The organism is Streptomyces sp. NPDC003943 (genome assembly GCF_053605265.1).
The window spans coordinates 1-16,529 of sequence record NZ_JBSGIW010000076.1; the positions used below are offsets into that span (position 1 = coordinate 1).

Annotated in this window: 16 protein-coding genes and 1 pseudogene; 12 read left to right on the top strand and 5 right to left on the bottom strand. The window is 73.0% G+C overall.

Annotated features, from left to right (window positions below; translation table 11 throughout):
* From ACWEV0_RS26730 to ACWEV0_RS26755, 6 genes and pseudogenes are all read left to right on the top strand, one after another.
* Positions 1 to 299, top strand: a pseudogene (locus ACWEV0_RS26730) (ABC transporter substrate-binding protein); the annotation flags it as partial.
* Positions 300 to 410: 111 nt separating this feature from the next.
* Positions 411 to 1,334 (top strand): ABC transporter permease, encoded by a 924-nt coding sequence (locus ACWEV0_RS26735; protein WP_453152043.1) that lies wholly within the window; start codon positions 411 to 413, stop codon positions 1,332 to 1,334.
* Positions 1,327 to 2,331 carry an ABC transporter permease gene (locus ACWEV0_RS26740; protein ID WP_453152044.1) on the top strand — a complete coding sequence of 335 codons (1,005 nt, stop codon included), beginning with the start codon at positions 1,327 to 1,329 and terminating at the stop codon, positions 2,329 to 2,331. Before ACWEV0_RS26735 ends, ACWEV0_RS26740 begins: the two co-directional genes overlap by 8 nt.
* A gap of 6 nt (positions 2,332 to 2,337) precedes the next feature.
* On the top strand, positions 2,338 to 3,321 hold the full coding sequence (locus tag ACWEV0_RS26745) for an ABC transporter ATP-binding protein (RefSeq protein WP_453152045.1): 984 nt from the start codon (positions 2,338 to 2,340) through the stop codon (positions 3,319 to 3,321).
* On the top strand, positions 3,314 to 4,357 hold the full coding sequence (locus ACWEV0_RS26750; RefSeq protein ID WP_453152046.1) for an ABC transporter ATP-binding protein: 1,044 nt from the start codon (positions 3,314 to 3,316) through the stop codon (positions 4,355 to 4,357). The genes ACWEV0_RS26745 and ACWEV0_RS26750 overlap by 8 nt, the downstream gene beginning before the upstream one ends.
* Before the next feature lie 202 nt (positions 4,358 to 4,559).
* On the top strand, positions 4,560 to 5,528 hold the full coding sequence (locus ACWEV0_RS26755; RefSeq protein WP_453152048.1) for a hypothetical protein: 969 nt from the start codon (positions 4,560 to 4,562) through the stop codon (positions 5,526 to 5,528).
* Positions 5,529 to 5,532: 4 nt separating this feature from the next.
* Here the strand turns inward: ACWEV0_RS26755 and ACWEV0_RS26760 are convergent, their stop codons facing one another.
* On the bottom strand, positions 5,533 to 7,680 hold the full coding sequence (locus ACWEV0_RS26760) for a prolyl oligopeptidase family serine peptidase (protein ID WP_453152049.1): 2,148 nt from the start codon (positions 7,678 to 7,680) through the stop codon (positions 5,533 to 5,535).
* 168 nt (positions 7,681 to 7,848) lie between these two features.
* On the opposite strand from ACWEV0_RS26760, the gene ACWEV0_RS26765 reads away from it, so the two are divergent.
* From ACWEV0_RS26765 to ACWEV0_RS26780, 4 genes are all read left to right on the top strand, one after another.
* A complete protein-coding gene (locus ACWEV0_RS26765; RefSeq protein WP_345485825.1) occupies positions 7,849 to 8,043 on the top strand; it encodes a hypothetical protein in 195 nt (64 codons plus the stop codon).
* Between the two features lie 41 nt (positions 8,044 to 8,084).
* Positions 8,085 to 9,008 carry an N-acetyl-1-D-myo-inositol-2-amino-2-deoxy-alpha-D-glucopyranoside deacetylase gene (gene mshB, locus ACWEV0_RS26770; RefSeq protein WP_453152050.1) on the top strand — a complete coding sequence of 308 codons (924 nt, stop codon included), beginning with the start codon at positions 8,085 to 8,087 and terminating at the stop codon, positions 9,006 to 9,008.
* On the top strand, positions 9,005 to 9,364 hold the full coding sequence (locus ACWEV0_RS26775; RefSeq protein ID WP_453152051.1) for a DUF6113 family protein: 360 nt from the start codon (positions 9,005 to 9,007) through the stop codon (positions 9,362 to 9,364). Before mshB ends, ACWEV0_RS26775 begins: the two co-directional genes overlap by 4 nt.
* A 212-nt stretch (positions 9,365 to 9,576) precedes the next feature.
* A complete protein-coding gene (locus tag ACWEV0_RS26780) occupies positions 9,577 to 11,769 on the top strand; it encodes a hypothetical protein (protein WP_453152052.1) in 2,193 nt (730 codons plus the stop codon).
* Positions 11,770 to 11,842: 73 nt separating this feature from the next.
* Here ACWEV0_RS26780 and ACWEV0_RS26785 read toward each other — a convergent pair whose 3' ends face one another.
* Positions 11,843 to 12,067 carry a hypothetical protein gene (locus ACWEV0_RS26785; protein WP_451606707.1) on the bottom strand — a complete coding sequence of 75 codons (225 nt, stop codon included), beginning with the start codon at positions 12,065 to 12,067 and terminating at the stop codon, positions 11,843 to 11,845.
* Between the two features lie 174 nt (positions 12,068 to 12,241).
* Positions 12,242 to 13,450, bottom strand: a complete 1,209-nt coding sequence (locus tag ACWEV0_RS26790; RefSeq protein ID WP_453152053.1) for a GNAT family N-acetyltransferase — start codon at positions 13,448 to 13,450, stop codon at positions 12,242 to 12,244.
* 114 nt (positions 13,451 to 13,564) lie between these two features.
* Between ACWEV0_RS26790 and ACWEV0_RS26795 the strand changes: the two genes are divergently transcribed.
* Entirely contained in the window at positions 13,565 to 14,137 is a 573-nt protein-coding gene (locus ACWEV0_RS26795; RefSeq protein WP_453152054.1) for a GNAT family N-acetyltransferase, read from the top strand.
* 13 nt (positions 14,138 to 14,150) lie between these two features.
* On the opposite strand, the gene ACWEV0_RS26800 is transcribed toward ACWEV0_RS26795, so the two are convergent.
* Both ACWEV0_RS26800 and ACWEV0_RS26805 read right to left on the bottom strand, forming a co-directional pair.
* Complete coding sequence (locus tag ACWEV0_RS26800; protein ID WP_453152055.1) at positions 14,151 to 15,035, bottom strand: transglutaminase family protein; 885 nt, start codon at positions 15,033 to 15,035, stop codon at positions 14,151 to 14,153.
* Positions 15,032 to 16,048: a GNAT family N-acetyltransferase gene (locus tag ACWEV0_RS26805; protein ID WP_453152056.1), complete on the bottom strand. Its 1,017-nt coding sequence runs from the start codon at positions 16,046 to 16,048 to the stop codon at positions 15,032 to 15,034. Before ACWEV0_RS26805 ends, ACWEV0_RS26800 begins: the two co-directional genes overlap by 4 nt.
* A gap of 112 nt (positions 16,049 to 16,160) precedes the next feature.
* On the opposite strand from ACWEV0_RS26805, the gene fdxA reads away from it, so the two are divergent.
* Entirely contained in the window at positions 16,161 to 16,481 is a 321-nt protein-coding gene (gene fdxA / locus ACWEV0_RS26810) for a ferredoxin (protein WP_010474859.1), read from the top strand.
* Positions 16,482 to 16,529 lie beyond the last annotated feature (48 nt).

Genomic DNA, 16,529 nt, shown 5'->3' on the forward strand with positions numbered 1-16,529 from the left:
AGATGGACTACCCGCTCATCCAGAACTTCCTCCAGCCGCTGTACTACACCAACGCCTCGTCCAACGACGGCAAGTACTCCAACCCCCAGTTCGACAACCTGGTCAACCAGGCCAACGCCGAGACCGACACCACGAAGGCCGTCGGGCTGTTCCAGCAGGCGGAAGGGGTCCTCAAGAACGACATGGGCGCCATCCCGCTCTGGTACCAGAACGGCAGCGCCGGCTACTCGGACCGGGTGGAGAACGTGCTGCTCAACCCGTTCAGCGTCCCGGTCTACGACCAGATCAAGGTCAAGTGACGCCCTGGCAGGCCGACGGACCACGGCCCGGCCCGCGGACCCCCTCCCGCGCCGGGCCGTACCGCTTCTCCCGCCCGCCCGTCCCGGATTTCCTCACTCCTGGAGGCCCCCGTGGGTCGATACGTGATCCGGCGGCTGCTGCAGATGATCCCGGTCTTCATCGGCGCCACGCTGCTGATCTTCCTGATGGTGAACGTGATGGGCGACCCCATCGCCGGCCTGTGCGGCGAGCGCCAGTGCGACCCGGCGACCACCGCCCAGCTGAAGAAGGAGTTCGGCCTCGACAAGCCCGTCTGGCAGCAATACCTGACCTACATGGGCAACGTCTTCACCGGCGACTTCGGCACCGCGTTCAACGGACAGCCCGTCACCGAGCTGATGTCCAGCGCCTTCCCGGTCACCATCCGGCTGACCGTCGTCGCCATCTTCTTCGAGATCGTCATCGGCATCACCCTCGGCGTCATCACCGGCCTCAAGCGCGGCCGCCCCGTCGACACCAGCGTCCTGCTGCTGACCCTGGTCGTCCTGTCCGTCCCCACCTTCGTCACCGGCCTGCTCGTCCAGTACCTCCTCGGGGTGAAGTGGGGCTGGATCTCACCGGCGGTGTCGCCCGAGGCGCCCTTCAACGAACTCATCGTGCCCGGACTCGTCCTCGCCTCCGTCTCGCTCGCGTACGTCACCCGGCTCACCCGGACCTCGATCGCCGAGAACAAGCGCGCCGACTACGTCCGCACCGCCGTCGCCAAGGGCCTGCCGCGGCGCCGGGTCATCACCCGCCACCTGCTGCGCAACAGCCTCATCCCCGTGGTGACCTTCATCGGCGCCGACATCGGCGCCCTCATGGGCGGCGCCATCGTCACCGAACGGATCTTCAACATCCACGGCGTCGGCTACCAGCTCTACCAGGGCATCGTCCGCCAGAACACCCAGACCGTCGTCGGCTTCGTGACCGTCCTCGTCCTGGTGTTCCTGCTGGCCAACCTGCTGGTCGACCTCCTGTACGCCGTACTCGACCCGAGGATTCGCTATGCCTGAGCCGCTTGAGTCGTTCGAGCCACTGGAGTCGTACGGGGAGGAAGGACGCGCCGTGGCCTCGACCGGTGCAGGGGGGGCGGCCGACTTCGGCACCGCGGACGCGGAGACCCTGGAGAAGAACCTCGAAGGCCCCGACGCCGAACCCGACAGGAAGCCCCGCTCCCTGTGGTCCGACGCCTGGCGCGACCTGCGCCGCAACCCCGTCTTCATCATCTCCGCCCTGGTCATCCTCTTCCTGGTCGTGATCGCCATCTGGCCCTCGCTCATCGCCTCCGGAGACCCGCTCGACTGCGACCTCTCCAAGGCCCAGGAGGGGTCCCAGCCCGGCCACCCCTTCGGGTTCAACGGCCAGGGCTGCGACGTCTACACCAGGGTCGTCTACGGCGCCCGCACCTCCGTCACCGTCGGCGTCCTCGCCACCCTGGGCGTCGCGGTCCTCGGCAGCGTCCTCGGCGGCCTCGCCGGCTTCTTCGGCGGCACCTGGGACGGGATCCTCTCCCGGCTCACCGACGTCTTCTTCGCCATCCCCGTCGTCCTCGGCGGTCTCGTCCTGCTGTCCGTGGTGACCAGCTCCACCGTCTGGCCCGTCATCGGCTTCATGGTGCTGCTCGGCTGGCCGCAGGTCTCCCGCATCGCCCGCGGCTCCGTCATCACCGCCAGACAGAACGACTACGTCCAGGCCGCCCGGGCCCTCGGCGCCTCCAACTCCCGGATGCTGCTGCGCCACATCACGCCCAACGCGGTCGCCCCCGTGATCGTCGTCGCGACCATCGCGCTCGGCACCTACATCGCCCTGGAGGCGACCCTGTCGTACCTCGGCGTCGGCCTGAAGCCGCCGACCGTCTCCTGGGGCATCGACATCTCGTCGGCGAGCCAGTACGTCCGCAACGCGCCGCACATGCTGCTCTGGCCGGCCGGCGCGCTCGCCATCACGGTGCTCGCCTTCATCATGCTCGGCGACGCGGTGCGCGACGCCCTCGACCCCAAGCTGAGGTAGCCGACCATGCTGCTCGAAGTGCGCGACCTGCACGTGGAGTTCCACACCCGGGAGGGAGTGGCCAAGGCGGTCAACGGCGTCAACTACTCCGTCGACGCCGGCGAGACGCTCGCCGTGCTCGGCGAGTCCGGCTCCGGCAAGTCCGTGACCGCGCAGGCGATCATGGGCATCCTCGACATGCCCCCCGGGAAGATCAGCGGCGGCGAGATCCTCTTCCAGGACCAGGACCTGCTGAAGCTCAAGGAGGACGACCGGCGGAAGATCCGCGGCGCCAGGATGGCGATGATCTTCCAGGACGCGCTGTCCTCCCTCAACCCGGTGCTCAGCGTCGGCGAACAGCTCGGCGAGATGTTCCGGGTCCACAAGGGGATGTCGAAGAAGGACGCCCGCGCCAAGGCCGTCGAGCTGATGGACCGGGTGCGCATCCCCGCCGCCAAGGAGCGCGTCGGGCAGTACCCGCACCAGTTCTCCGGCGGCATGCGCCAGCGCATCATGATCGCCATGGCGCTCGCCCTGGAGCCGGACCTGATCATCGCGGACGAGCCCACCACGGCGCTCGACGTGACGGTGCAGGCCCAGGTCATGGACCTGCTCGCGGAGCTGCAGCGCGAGTACAACATGGGTCTGATCCTGATCACCCACGATCTCGGCGTCGTCGCCGACGTCGCGGACAAGATCGCCGTGATGTACGCGGGCCGGATCGTCGAACAGGCCCCCGTCCACGAGATCTACAAGGCTCCCGCCCACCCCTACACCAGGGGACTGCTCGAATCGATCCCGCGCCTGGACCAGAAGGGCCAGGAGCTCTACGCGATCAAGGGCCTGCCGCCCAACCTGCTGAAGATCCCGCCGGGCTGCGCCTTCCATCCGCGCTGCCCGCTCGCCCAGGACGTGTGCCGCACCGACGTGCCGCCGCTGTACGACGTCACCGAATCGCCCGTGCCCCGCGCCAGCGCCTGCCACTTCTGGAAGGAGTGCCTCCATGGCTGAGGCGATTCTCCAGGTCCGCGACCTGGTCAAGCACTATCCGCTGACCCAGGGCATCCTCTTCAAGAAGCAGGTCGGCGAGGTCCGCGCGGTCGACGGCGTCGACTTCGACCTCATGACCGGCGAGACCCTCGGCATCGTCGGCGAGTCCGGCTGCGGCAAGTCGACGGTCGCGAAGATGCTGGTCAACCTGGAGACGCCGACCTCCGGCTCGATCTCGTACAAGGGCGAGGACATCACCAAGCTGTCGTCCCGGGCGCTGAAGGCCGTGCGCCGGAACATCCAGATGGTGTTCCAGGACCCGTACACCTCGCTGAACCCGCGCATGACGGTCGGCGACATCATCGGCGAGCCGTACGAGATCCACCCGGAGGTCGCGCCCAAGGGCTCGCGCCGCCGCAAGGTGCAGGACCTGCTCGACGTCGTGGGCCTCAACCCCGAGTACATCAACCGCTATCCGCACCAGTTCTCCGGCGGCCAGCGCCAGCGCATCGGCATCGCGCGGGGGCTGGCGCTGCAGCCCGAGATCATCGTCGCGGACGAGCCGGTGTCGGCGCTCGACGTCTCGGTGCAGGCGCAGGTGGTGAACCTCCTGGCGCGGCTGCAGGACGAGTTCAAGCTGTCGTACGTCTTCATCGCGCACGACCTGTCGATCGTGCGGCACATCTCCGACCGGGTCGGGGTGATGTATCTGGGCCGGATCATGGAGATCGGATCCGACGCGGAGATCTACGACCACCCGACGCATCCCTACACGCAGGCGCTGCTGTCGGCGGTCCCGGTGCCCGACCCGGACGCGCGCGAGCACCGCGAGCGCATCCTCCTGGCCGGCGACGTCCCCTCGCCGGCCAACATCCCGTCCGGCTGCCGCTTCCGCACGAGGTGCTGGAAGGCGCGGGAGCGGTGTGCCCTGGAGGTCCCGCTGCTGGCGGTGCCGGCGGAGTTCCGGCTGACGGACAGCCCGGCGAAGCACGACTCGGCGTGCCACTTCGCGGAGGAGAAGACGGTGGTGCCGCCGGAGGAACCCGAAGCGCCTTAACGCGGAGGCAACTCGGTGGAATTGGATCCGATATACGGACTCAGGATCCTGTATCCAGTACGGCCGTGCGGGTGCCGTTCGGTCAACCGGGGCGCGCCATGTCGCCCCGGTTGACCACCCCGCCCGCACCGACGTGACGCATATGCCCGCCGCTTTGCGGAACTCCTTGTTTCGGCCGTCGGCAACCGTGAGTATCGGCCTCGTGACTGTGACACGTACGGCACGTCTCACCGGCGCCGCCCTGTGCGGCGCGCTCGCGCTCGTCCTCGTCGTCTGGCTGCTGCGCGACCTCGCGACCTTCGGCCCGACCCCCGAACTCCTCTGGTACTGGGCGGGCGACCACACCGTCCGGGTGCACGGCACCACGGCGACCTCGTTCGTCGACCCGCTCCTGCTCGTCGCGTACGTCGTCACCGCCGTCACCGCCCTGCGCTCCCCGCTCGCCGGGCCCGCGCTCGCCGTCACCGGCATCACCACCCTCGCGCTGCGACTGCCCGGACTGTGGGCCTCCGGGGTGGAGGCGCTCGTCACCACGCTGCTCAGCCTCGGGCTCGCCACCGGACTCGCCGTCACCGCGGCCGCCGGCCGGGAGGTCGCGGGCGGCGGCCGGGACGGCGCGGGCGGCGCCGACGCGGCCGCCGGGGCTGCCGGGGCGCCCGCCCGGCCCCGTACCGGACCCGCCGTCGCCGCCGGGATCCTGTGCGCGGGCGGCGGGCTCATGTGGGCGGCCTGGGAGGCGCGCTGGGCCGCGCTCCTGCCGCCCGAGTACACGATCAGCCGCTACACCGGCGCCCCCGCCCTGCTCCTGCCCTCCCTCGCCGTACCGCCCGGCTGGCTCGACGCCGTCCTCGTCCTGCTGCTCCTCGCCGCCGCCGGCAGCGCCTTCGCGCGGGCCCGGCACACCCGGCCGCTCGGCCTGCTCGGCGGGCTGCTGCTGGCCGGCTGCGGAGCCGGCGGGGTCGCCGCGGCGCTGCGGTCCGGCCGCTCACCGCTCGTGCCGGAACCGGACCTCTACGCCCGCCTGTACGACCTCACCGCCGGCTACGCGCTGCTCGCCGGGCTCGCGGTGCTCGTGCTTCTCGGCCGTTCCTGGCAGCCCCGCCGGGTCCCGTACCGCCCCGTCGCCGCCCTCCCGCCGGCCCCGCCCGCGCACCGCCCGCCCGGCTGGTGACCACTCAGCCGAGACCCAGCGACCGCTTGAGGAAGTCCACCTGGAGCAGCAGCAGGTTCTCCGCCACCTGCTCCTGCGGCGTCATGTGCGTCACGCCCGAGAGCGGCAGCACCTCGTGCGGCCGGCCGGCCGCGAGCAGCGCCGAGGAGAGCCGGAGGGTGTGCGCGGCCACCACGTTGTCGTCGGCGAGGCCGTGCACGATCATCATCGGCCGGGCCGGCTCCCGCGCGTCGACCAGACCGGCGTCCGTGACCAGGGAGTTCGCCGCGTAGACGGACTCCTGCTCGTCGGGCAGGCCCAGATAGCGTTCGGTGTAGTGGGTGTCGTAGAGCCGCCAGTCCGCCACCGGCGCGCCCACCACGGCCGCGTGGAACACGTCCGGCCGCCGCAGCGCCGCGAGCCCCGCGAGATAACCGCCGAAGGACCAGCCGCGAATGCCCACCCGCCCCAGGTCCAGCGGGAAGTCGGCGGCGAGCGCCTCAAGGGCCGCCACCTGGTCGTCGAGCGCCAGCGTGAGCCGGTCGCGGACCGCCTTCTCCCAGGCGGGGGAGCGGCCCGGCATGCCCCGCCCGTCCGCCACGACCACCGCGAAGCCCTGCTCGGCGAACCACTGCGAGGTCAGATACGCGTTGTGCGCGGCGAGCACCCGCTGCCCGTGCGGACCGCCGTACGGATCCATGAGCACCGGCAGCGGCCCGTCGCCCGCCGACCACCACGAGGGCAGCAGCACCGCGCACGGGATCCGCCGCTCGCCCGCCTCGACAAGCCGCGCCCGCGCCGCGAGCACCGGCCGCTGCGCGTAGGAGACGACCTCGGCCTGCTGCTTGCCGTCCCGCAGCACCCGCGCCACGCTCCCCGGGGCGTCCGGCCGGGCGGAGGACAGCACCATGACCGCGCCGGACCGCACGGCCGCGTGCACGCCGGGGGCCTCGGAGACCCGCTCCACGCCCTGGTCACTCACCCGGTACACATGGATCTCACCCGTCTCCGAAGCACCGTCCGCCCCGGCCGCCTCTCCCGCAGCCGCCGAGATCAGGACATCTTCCGCACCGACGTCGAGCACCGCCCGTACGTGCAGCCGGGCATCCGTCAGGACCCGGTCGCCCACCGCGAGCGCGCGTACCCCGCCCTCGTCCGTGATCCGCACGAGCCGCCCGTCCGCCGTCCAGGCCGGCACTCCGCCGAAAAGTTCCAGCCATGCCGGATCCTCGTCCACGCGCACCGCCGTCGTCGCCCCCGACTCCGGGTCGACCGACAGGTACGCCTGCGTCCGCTGGTCCCGCGCCTGCACGAGCAGCAGCGGAGCACCCTCCGACGACCAGTGGACCCGGCCCAGATACGGGAAGGCGGCCCGGTCCCACAAGACCTCGGTGCGGTTTCCGGACAGATCCACGACGAAGAGCCGCACCTCCGCGTTCGGCGTCCCCGCCGCCGGGTAGGCCACCCGCTGCGGCTCCCGCGCCGGATGCGCCGGATCCGCGATCCACCAGCGCTTCACCGGCCGCTCGTCCACCCGCGCGACCAGGAGCCGGTCCGAGTCCGGCGCCCACCAGAAGCCCCGCGTGCGGGCCATCTCCTCCGAGGCCGCGAACTCCGCGAGCCCGTACGTGACGCCGTCCGCCTCCGTCGCCGGATCCGGCTCCGCGAGCGCCCGGTCACCCGTTCCGTCCGCCCCGGTCACCCGCAGCGCCCCGCCCGCCGCGTACGCCACGAAGCGCCCGTCCGGCGACGGCCGCGGGTCGATCACCGGGCCCGGCGCCGGCAGTTCGCGGGCCGTGCCCGCCCGCAGCTCGGCCACGAAGAGCCGCCCCGACAGCGCGAACGCGGCCAACTCCACGGCTCCGTCCACCGCGTAGCCCACGACGCCCGCGGAGCCCTCCCGGACGCGCTCCCGGCGCGCCCGCTCCTCCGGCGACAACTCCTCGGCCGCGCCCGCGAGCAGCGCCTCCGGGTCCGCCGCGAGCCGCTCCGCGCCCTCCTTCAGGTCGAGCACCCACAGCCCGTGCGTCCGGTCCGTCCCCGAACCGGAGCGCACGAACACCACCCGCTCACCGTCCGGCGACACGCTGAACGCGCGCGGTGCGCCCAGGGTGAACCGCTGTGTCCTGGCGTACTGACGAGGAAACGAGATCTGTTCCTGAGACGAAGTCATGTGACCGAAACTAGCGTCCGTGCGCCCCCTCATGCCCCCGTACACCGATCGATGCGATGGCACGGATAGTTATGATCCGTAGCGCTAGGTGGGTAAGCATCCATCGGGCACATGCCAATCGAACGGCCAACCGAACGTCCGACCGAAGAAGTGTGGAGGTGAACCGCCGTGGCACTCTCGATCTCGGTGGTGGTGCTGCTGGCGATCGTCGTCTTCCTGCTGATCCGGAAATCCGGGCTCAAGGCCGGGCACGCGGCGGTCTGCGCGCTCCTGGGCTTCTACCTGGCCAGCTCCTCCATCGCCCCCTCGATCAGCACGCTCACGACGAACGTGGCGAGCATGATCGGCGGCCTCAAGTTCTGACCTGTGGGCTTCCGCGTGGTCCCGCCTCGTAGGGTGGGGCCATGACGGATCTCCCAGCCCGTCGTCTGCTCCTCGTGCACGCGCACCCGGACGACGAGTCGATCAACAACGGCGCCACCATGGCCAGGTACGCGGCCGAGGGCGCCCTCGTGACCCTGGTGACCTGCACCCTGGGCGAGGAGGGCGAGGTCATCCCGCCCGAGCTCGCCCACCTCGCGCCCGACCGCGAGGACCGGCTCGGCGAGTACCGCGCCGGCGAACTCGCCGCCGCCATGAAGGAGCTGGGCGTCACCGACCACCGCTTCCTCGGCGGCCCCGGACGCTTCCGCGACTCCGGGATGATGGGCGCGGAGCAGAACCACCGCCCGGGCGCCTTCTGGAACACCGACGTCGACGCGGCCGCCCCGTACCTCGTCGAGATCGTCCGCGAGACCCGCCCGCAGGTCCTCGTCACCTACGACCCCGACGGCGGCTACGGCCACCCCGACCACATCCAGGCCCACCGGGTCGCCACCCGCGCCGCCGAGCTGGCCGCCGACCCCGCGTACCGCCCGGACCTCGGCCCCGCCCACACCATCGCCAAGATCTACTGGAACCGGATCCCGCGCCCGGTCGCCGAGGCCGGCTTCGCCCGGCTGAGCGCCGAGGGCTCCGTCTTCCCGGCCGAGGCCGAGATCGACGACCTGCCCGGTGTCGTCGACCCGTCCCGGGTCACCACGGAGATCGCCGGCGGCACCGCGCACACGGCCCGCAAGACGGCCGCCATGGCCGTCCACGCCACCCAGATCGCGGTCGACGGCCCCTTCTTCGCCCTCTCCAACAACCTGGGCCAGCCCATCCAGACCACCGAGTACTACGAGCTGGTGCGCGGCGAGTCGGGCGCGCCCGCGGGCGAACGCGAGACCGATCTGTTCGCCGGGCTCGCGGGGCTCGCCGGGCTCACCGAGGCCGGAGCGGGCGAGTGAGCGGCATCAGCGCGGGCGCCCGATATGCCTGGTACGTGGGCCTGTTCGTCGTCGGCGCCCTCGTCGGCGCCGCCGGCTCGCTCGTCCAAGCCGCCTGGTTCCCCGCCGGGTTGCTCCTCGCCCTGCTCGCCACCGCCGCCCTCTTCTACGCCGGCCGGCGCGCCACCGGCAACCAGCTCGGCGTCGCCGCGGCGGGTGCCGGCTGGCTGGTCGCCATCGTGCTGCTCAGCTTCGGACGCCCGGAAGGCGACGGCCTGTTCGGCGGCGGGCTCGGCGAGATGGTGTTCCTGCTCGGCGGCATGGCCGTCGCTGTGATGTGCGCCACCATGAGCCGGCTGGCCCCGCCGACCGTGTGACCGCCCTGCGACCACCCCTGCGAAAAGGCCGAGTTGGTCGTGGCCGAAATGACGGGGGAGTGTCTTGACTTCGGCCGGATTGCCCATGGCGGATCCACGCCGGGTCGGGTGCGGATCGGCGGCGGCCAGTATGGTGGTGCGCGCCGCCGACCGCCCGGATCACCACGAGCGTCAGCAAGAGCGGGCGGCGGAGTCAACCGGGAGATCCTGCTTTGAGTCGTGAAACTGGTCGAGAGACAGACCGTTCGTCCTCCGGCGCCCAGGGGCGCGGCGGGGCCGCGTACCCCTCGGGCACTCCGCCGTACGGGTTCCGCCCGGGCCAGGAGGGTGCCGAGGACGCCGCCGGCGCGCTGCCGGAGGAGCCCAAGACGGAAACCACGCTGACCACCCGGATCCGGATCAACATCCCGGGTTCGCGGCCGATCCCGCCCGTCGTCGTCCGCAAGCCGGTCGGCGAGGGCGGTGCCCCCGTCGACGACCGGGCCGCCGCGGCCGCGCGCGCCGCCGAAGTCGAGCGCATCGCCTCCGGCGCACGGCCCGAGCCCGAGCCCGCCCGCCCGGAGCCGGCCCCCGAGCCGGAGCCGGCCGCGCAGGCCGCGGTGGAGGAGAAGCCGGCCAGCGACTGGTTCGCCCCGCGCAAGTCCTCCCCGGCAGCGCCCGCGCCTGCCGCGCCCGCGCCGAAGCCCGCGCCCGCCCCGGCGGCCCCCGCGGGTCCCCGTGCCCTCGGCGCGGGCCCCTCGGCGTCCACCGGCGCCCCCGGCTTCACCGGCTCCGCCTCCGACGGCGTCCCGTCCGGCGCCGGCACCACCCAGAGCATGCCGATCGTCACCCTGCCGACCGGCGGCCCCAACCAGACGCCCGCCCACGGCAGCCCCGTCATCGACCCGATGGCCGGCGCGCCCGCCAACCCGCTGTACGACGACGGCCCGGGCCACACCCCGGCCGCCGGCACCCCGGTCCTCGGCGGCCCCGCGGCCCCCGCCGGCCCGACCACCGGCCCCGTCACGGGCGGCAGCAGCATGGTCGCGGCCCCGGGCCGGCCGCGCGGCGGCCAGCCGCAGGGCGGTCGGCCGGGCGGCCGGCCGCAGGGCCCCCAGGGCGGCCGTCCCGGTGCGGGTCAGCCGGGCGCGGGTCAGCTTGGCGCGGGTCAGCCCGGCGGGGGTCTGCCCGGTGTCGGTCAGCTCGACGCCGGTCAGACGTACGCCGACGGCGCGCCCCGGCTGTCCGACGACACCGCGGTCCTCACCCCGCAGCCCCCGGCGCCCGTCCCGGGCCCGGTCACCGGCCCGCTGACCGGTGGCGGCGGCAACGTCTCCGGCGCCACGCTGAACAGCGGCGTGCCCTTCGGCCGGCCCGACGGCCCGGACCTGACGCCCCGTATCCCCGAGCGCGACGAGACGCCGGCCCCGGCGCCGGCCGCCCCGCGCCCGACCCCGGCGTCCACGGCCAAGCCCGTGAAGAAGCGCTCCAAGCTCGTCCTCGCCTGCGTCGGCGTCATCGGCCTCGCCGGCGTGGCCTACGGCGCCGGACTGCTCCTCAACCACTCCGACGTCCCCAAGGGCACCACCGTGCTCGGCGTCGACGTGGGCGGCGGCACGAAGGACGAGGCCGTCGCCAAGCTCGACGCGGCGCTCGGCAAGCGCGCCAGCGCCCCGCTCCAGCTCAGCGTCGACGGCAAGAAGGTCGAACTGGCCCCGGACAAGGCCGGCCTCGCCCTGGACACCCAGGAGACCGTGCGCGCCGCCTCCGGCAGCGACTACAACCCGGTCTCCGTCATCGGCTCCCTCTTCGGCGGCGAGCGCGTCGCCCAGCCGGTCTTCCCGATCGACGAGGAGAAGCTGGCCGTCGCCCTCACCGACCTCTCCGGCAGCTCCGGCTCGGTCACCGAGGGCACCATCCTCTTCTCCCCGGGCAAGGTCACCCCGGTCGAGGGCAAGGCGGGCAAGGGCATCGACGTCCAGCGCGCCATGATCTCGGTCAAGGACGCCTACCGCGCCCAGGTCCAGACCGGTCTCACCAAGACCGTCGAGCTTCCCGTCGTCACCCGCCGGCCGACCGTCACCAAGGCCGAGCTGGACCGGGCCATGGAGGAGTTCGCCCGGCCCGCCATGTCCGGCATCATCACCATCGAGGCCGGCGGCAAGAAGATCGACTTCGGCCCGAACCGCTCGCTGCCGAAGATCCTCTCCATGAAGGCCGTCGACGGCCGCCTGGTCGAGGTCTACGACAAGAAGGCGATCGACGAGCTCCTCGACGGCGTCTTCGACGGCGTCATGATCACCAAGGGCGACGGCACCAAGCACCAGGTCTCCGCCGACGACGTCGCCTTCGTCATGCGCGACGCGCTGCGCGGCAAGACCAAGGCCGAGCGCACGAAGTCGATCGACCTCTCGGGCAACGGCTGACGGCCACCTGCTGTCACGTGGAGCCTCCACCCGGCCGGGTGGAGGCTCCACGCGTATCGCGGCCGGCCCGCCGTCACCACTCGCCGCCGTACCGCCGCTTCCTCGCCCGCAGCCACTCCTCGACCTCCCGCGTCTCGCTCACGGTCGCGGCGCGCAGATCCCCCGCCCTGACCGTCGCGACGAAGCGCACGAACCGCACCCGCCGGTGCTGTCCGTCCACGCCGATGACCTTGCCGGGACCGTAGACGTCGGTCCCGGTGTGGGCGACGAAGCTGCCGGGGGCGTGTGGGGTTGCCATGGGGGCCCTTTCGCTGTGTGTGCTGCGCGTGTGCTGCCCACACAGTGGCCCGGCCGAGCCCACCCCCGGGAGCCGGACGCGCCCGAGCCCCCGAACGGCACGCGAAGGGACGCAGGGGCGTGTCGGTACGGCGCGGCCCACTCCGACCGCGCCGGATCCCTGCCAGCCCCGCCGTCAGAACCAGTGCAGGCAGTGCGGGCGGCGGTCCGTGCGGAACAGGGCGTCCGTCAGGGGGATCGCGGCCGGGTGGTGGGCGTGGAGGTGGCCGGCTTGGGCGAGGGTGCTCGGGGTCGTGCCGCCGAGGTAGATGGAGGCCAGGTCGCTCACGTCCAGGGAGAGGTCGGGGGCGCGGTCCGTCGGGGTGCAGTCGGGCTTGCCGTCGCGGACGGTGAGCAGGTAGCGGTTGCGCTCGCCGAGGAACGGGTCGTCGACGTCGAGGACGAGCTCGCCGTCGGTGGACCAGCCGCGCGCCGTCAGGGCGCGCGGGACGTCGAGGAGCCGTACCCAGAGCCAGTCGGTGTCGCCGCCCGCCTCGGCGGCGCGGAAGTCCGCGAGCTGCCAGCGCAGCGGGTGTTCGGACGGGACGTGCTTGAACACGACCCGGCCGACCAGGTCGTGGCCGAGCACGAACCGGGCCAGGGCCGTGAAGGCGGCGGCGTCCGTGGCGATGGTCTCGTCGACGGTCAGGGTGTCGCCGTCGAGCGAGTAGCTGGCGTATCCGTCCGGGACGCCGTCGGCGTCGCGGTGGACGGCGACGTAGCGCGGCGCCGGAGCGACGGGCGGCTGGCCCGCGCCCCGGGTCCACCAGCGGTGCGGGCGGGACAGCGCGCCGGGCTGGGCGCGGCGGTAGCGGTCGTAGACCTCTTCGAGGACGTCCCGGCACTCGGCGCGCCGTAGCACCTCGACCGGGCCCGTCGCCTTCGGCCCGCCCCGGGGCTGGGCGAAGGCCGCCCGGTGGCGCGGCACGGTCAGCCGCCCCGTGTACGTCGCCGGCCCGTAGCCGAACCTGCGGTAGATCACCGCCTCGGAGGCCAGCAGCACGGAGAGGAACTCGCCCCGTTCCCGCAGCTCGGTGAGCTGGTGCCGCATCATCGCCGTGAGCACGCCCCGGCGCCGGTGCGAGGGCACGACGCCGACGGCGGTCACGCCGGCGGCCGGCGCGACGGTCCCGCCCGGCAGGGTGAGCTCGAAGGAGTACGCGCCGGCGGTGCCGACGGGCCGGCCGTCCTCCGCCGTGGCGAGCAGGCAGCGGTCCGTTTCGAGGGCCGCCCACCAGACCCCGCCGCCGTCCGCGTCCGGCGTCTCCGGGAAGCGTCCGAACGCGGCATGGAGCGTGTCGACGAAGACGTCGAAGTCCTGGTCGGTCGTGGAACGGATCCGCATTGCTGGCGCTGCCTCCCCGGCTCGTGACGGCCCGCCACAGTGCAGCCCCGACCCGCCGCCCGGTCAACCGAATTTCGCTCGACAGGCCGCTCGCGATTCGGTTGGCTGCACGCCATGCCAGAACTGCCGGAACTGCCAGGACTGCCAGAACTGCGAACCGATCGTCTCCTGCTCCGCCGCTGGCGGGACTCCGACCTCGAACCATGGGCCGCGATGATGGCCGACCCCGAAGTCCGCGAGCACCTGGGGGAGTTGCTCACCCGTGAGCAGAGCGATGCCACGGTGGCCCGCATGCGGGCCGAGGCCGACGCGCGCGGCTTCGGCTGGTGGGCGCTCGAACTCCGCGAGACCGGCGAGTTCCTCGGCCGGGCCGGCCTGGACCAGGTGGGCGCCGCCATGCCGTTCACGGCCGTCGACGTCGGCTGGCGGCTCAAGCGTGCGGCCTGGGGCCACGGTTACGCCACCGAGGCCGCCCGCGCCTGTCTGGCGTTCGCCTTCGAGACCCTCGGGCTGCCGGAGGTGATCGCGATGACCACCGTCCGCAACGTGCGCTCCCAGGCGGTGATGCGCCGCCTCGGCATGACCCGCGACCCCGCCGACGACTTCGACGACCCGAGCGTCCCCGAGGGCCCGCTCCGCCCCTGCGTCCTCTACCGGATCTCCGCGCCGGCCAACCCGCCGGCGTAGCCCCCGGCGCGGCTCAGTTCAGCCGCGCCCGCGCCGCCTTCGCCCGCTGCCTGATCGTCTCCGCCGCGCTCGGCTCGACCGCGTCCATCACCGTCGCGTACGCCTCCATCTCCGCCGCGCCCGTCAGGAAGTCGCCCCGCTGGACGAGGAGTTCGGCCCGTTCGTAGCGGAGGCGGGCCGGGTGGGAGGGGAGGAGGAGGGAGAGCTCGACGGCCCAGAGGGCGACGTCGGAGCGCTCCGGGCGGGCGGCGGCCCAGGCGCGGATGTTGTTGAGGATGCGGAGCACGATCGCGGGGGCCGTCGCGGGCCGCAGCATCGTCGGGTCCAGGGCCTCGCCGGTGGCGCTCGCGACGAGGAGCTCGGCGTCGGTGGCGGTCATGGGACGGCCGCCCGTGAACGGGTCGGCGAGGTGGAGCTCGGCCGGGTCGCCGAAGCCGACGACGAAGTGGCCGGGCAGCCCGAGCCCGTACACCGGCGCCCCGGCCCGCCGGGCGACCTCCAGCCACACCACGGAGAGCAGGATCGGCAGGCCGCGCCGCCGCCTCAGCACCTCGTGCAGGAGCGAGGACTCCAGGCGCTGGTAGTCGGCGGTCACGCCCTGGAAGCCCTCCCGGTGGCCGAGCAGCTCGCCGAGGGCCGCGATCCACGCGTCGGCGCCCCGGGTCCCGTACGGGACGAGCCCGGCGAGCCGGTCGAGTTCGATCTCGGCCAGGTCCAGGTCCGCCTGCGTCACCGCGGGGTCGGCGACCGCGCCGACGAGCAGGCAGAGGCGGGCGAGGTCGGGCCGCTCGGACCTGGCCTCCTCCGCGAACTCGCGCCGCCAGTCGGGCCCGCTCGCTTCGCCGGCGGTCCCGTCGAATCCGCCCGCGTCCTCGCCCCCGGCGCCTGCGTCGGTCACGCCTCGGTCCCGGTCCCGCGGTAGTGGTGGTAGTGGTGGTGCACGGTGAAGCCCATCCCGTCGTACAGCGCCCGCGCGCCGTCGTTGTCCGACTCCACCTGGAGCCAGGCCGCCGAGGCGCCCTCGTCCAGGGCCCGGCGGGCGAGCGCGGTCATGACGGCCGTCGCGAGCCCGCGCCGCCGCTGCTCCGGGTCGACCTCGACCGCCATGAAACCGGCCCAGCGTCCGTCCACGACGCAGCGCCCGATCGCGGCCGGTATGTCTCCCGTGCCCGGCACGGACGCGAACCACACGCTCGGACCGCTGCCGAGCACCTTCAGGACGTGCGGGCCGGGCTCGCCGAAGCGCTGGTAGCGCCGCAGCCACTGCTCGTCGACCGAGCGGGACAGCCGGACCTCCGCCACCGCGGACGCGTCGGCGTCGAGGTCGCCGATCGGCGCGAGCGCCGCGGTCCGCAGCTCCGCCGAGACCTCGCGGACCCAGCCGCGCCGGTCCAGCTCGGCGCCGAGCACCTCCTGGGTGCCCTCCGCGCCGGTCGCGGTCTGGATGTACGGGGGCAGGTCCCGGGCCGCGTACCACTCCCGTACGCGGGTCAGCGCGGCGTCCAGCGGCATGCCGGGGTCGCCGAGCGGCAGGACCGAGTTGGCCCGCCGGGTGAATCCTCCCGCGGCACGCAGCGTCCACTCGCCGAGCGGCTCGCTCTCCAGGGGCTGCCAGGCGCGCGCGGCGGCCCGGGCGAGCTCGGGGAAGCCGGCGGCGGGGCCGCGGCGGCGGGCCGGGGCGGCGGGGACGACCTTGCCTGCGGCGAGGGCGGATTCCGCGATCCGGACGGTCTGCCCGGTCCGGCGTGTGATCAGCAGCACACCCTCGTCCCATGATGTGAGAACACCGACCGCGTCGGTGAATCGCTCCCCCGGCGCGGACGACTCCGTCACGTACCGAACTGAGACACGTTTCCCCACGTCAGCGGCGGTAATGCGCACTTCGAGGCGTCCGCCATCGGTGAATTCCACAGCTTCTCAGCCCCTCCTGTTCGGATCGTCCCCAAGAACGGAGATACTAGGGGCGGGCATCGACGACACCGCGCTCCCGCGCAGACCAGCCCTATCGAGGAGGAACGACAGCGTGACCTACGTCATCGCGCAGCCTTGTGTCGACGTCAAGGACAAGGCGTGCATCGAGGAGTGCCCCGTCGACTGCATCTACGAGGGCCAGCGGTCCTTGTACATCCACCCGGACGAGTGCGTCGACTGTGGGGCCTGTGAGCCGGTCTGTCCGGTGGAGGCGATCTTCTACGAGGACGACACCCCGGAGGAGTGGAAGGACTACTACAAGGCGAACGTCGAGTTCTTCGACGAGCTCGGTTCGCCCGGTGGTGCCTCCAAGCTCGGGCTGATCGAGCGCGACCACCCCTTCATCGCCGCCCTGCCGCCGCAGAACGGCTGATCGGACGATCATCCACCCTCGGTCCCGTACGGCGTCGCCGCCGCTGTA

Bases quoted from the DNA above. Each gene is read 5' to 3' on its own strand.
- ACWEV0_RS26745 (WP_453152045.1), top strand. From the start codon at position 2,338: ATGCTGCTCGAAGTGCGCGACCTGCACGTGGAGTTCCACACCCGGGAG.
- ACWEV0_RS26760 (WP_453152049.1), bottom strand. From the start codon at position 7,680: ATGACTTCGTCTCAGGAACAGATCTCGTTTCCTCGTCAGTACGCCAGG.
- ACWEV0_RS26795 (WP_453152054.1), top strand. From the start codon at position 13,565: ATGCCAGAACTGCCGGAACTGCCAGGACTGCCAGAACTGCGAACCGAT.
- mshB (WP_453152050.1), top strand. From the start codon at position 8,085: ATGACGGATCTCCCAGCCCGTCGTCTGCTCCTCGTGCACGCGCACCCG.
- ACWEV0_RS26790 (WP_453152053.1), bottom strand. From the start codon at position 13,450: ATGCGGATCCGTTCCACGACCGACCAGGACTTCGACGTCTTCGTCGAC.
- ACWEV0_RS26750 (WP_453152046.1), top strand. From the start codon at position 3,314: ATGGCTGAGGCGATTCTCCAGGTCCGCGACCTGGTCAAGCACTATCCG.
- ACWEV0_RS26740 (WP_453152044.1), top strand. From the start codon at position 1,327: ATGCCTGAGCCGCTTGAGTCGTTCGAGCCACTGGAGTCGTACGGGGAG.
- ACWEV0_RS26785 (WP_451606707.1), bottom strand. From the start codon at position 12,067: ATGGCAACCCCACACGCCCCCGGCAGCTTCGTCGCCCACACCGGGACC.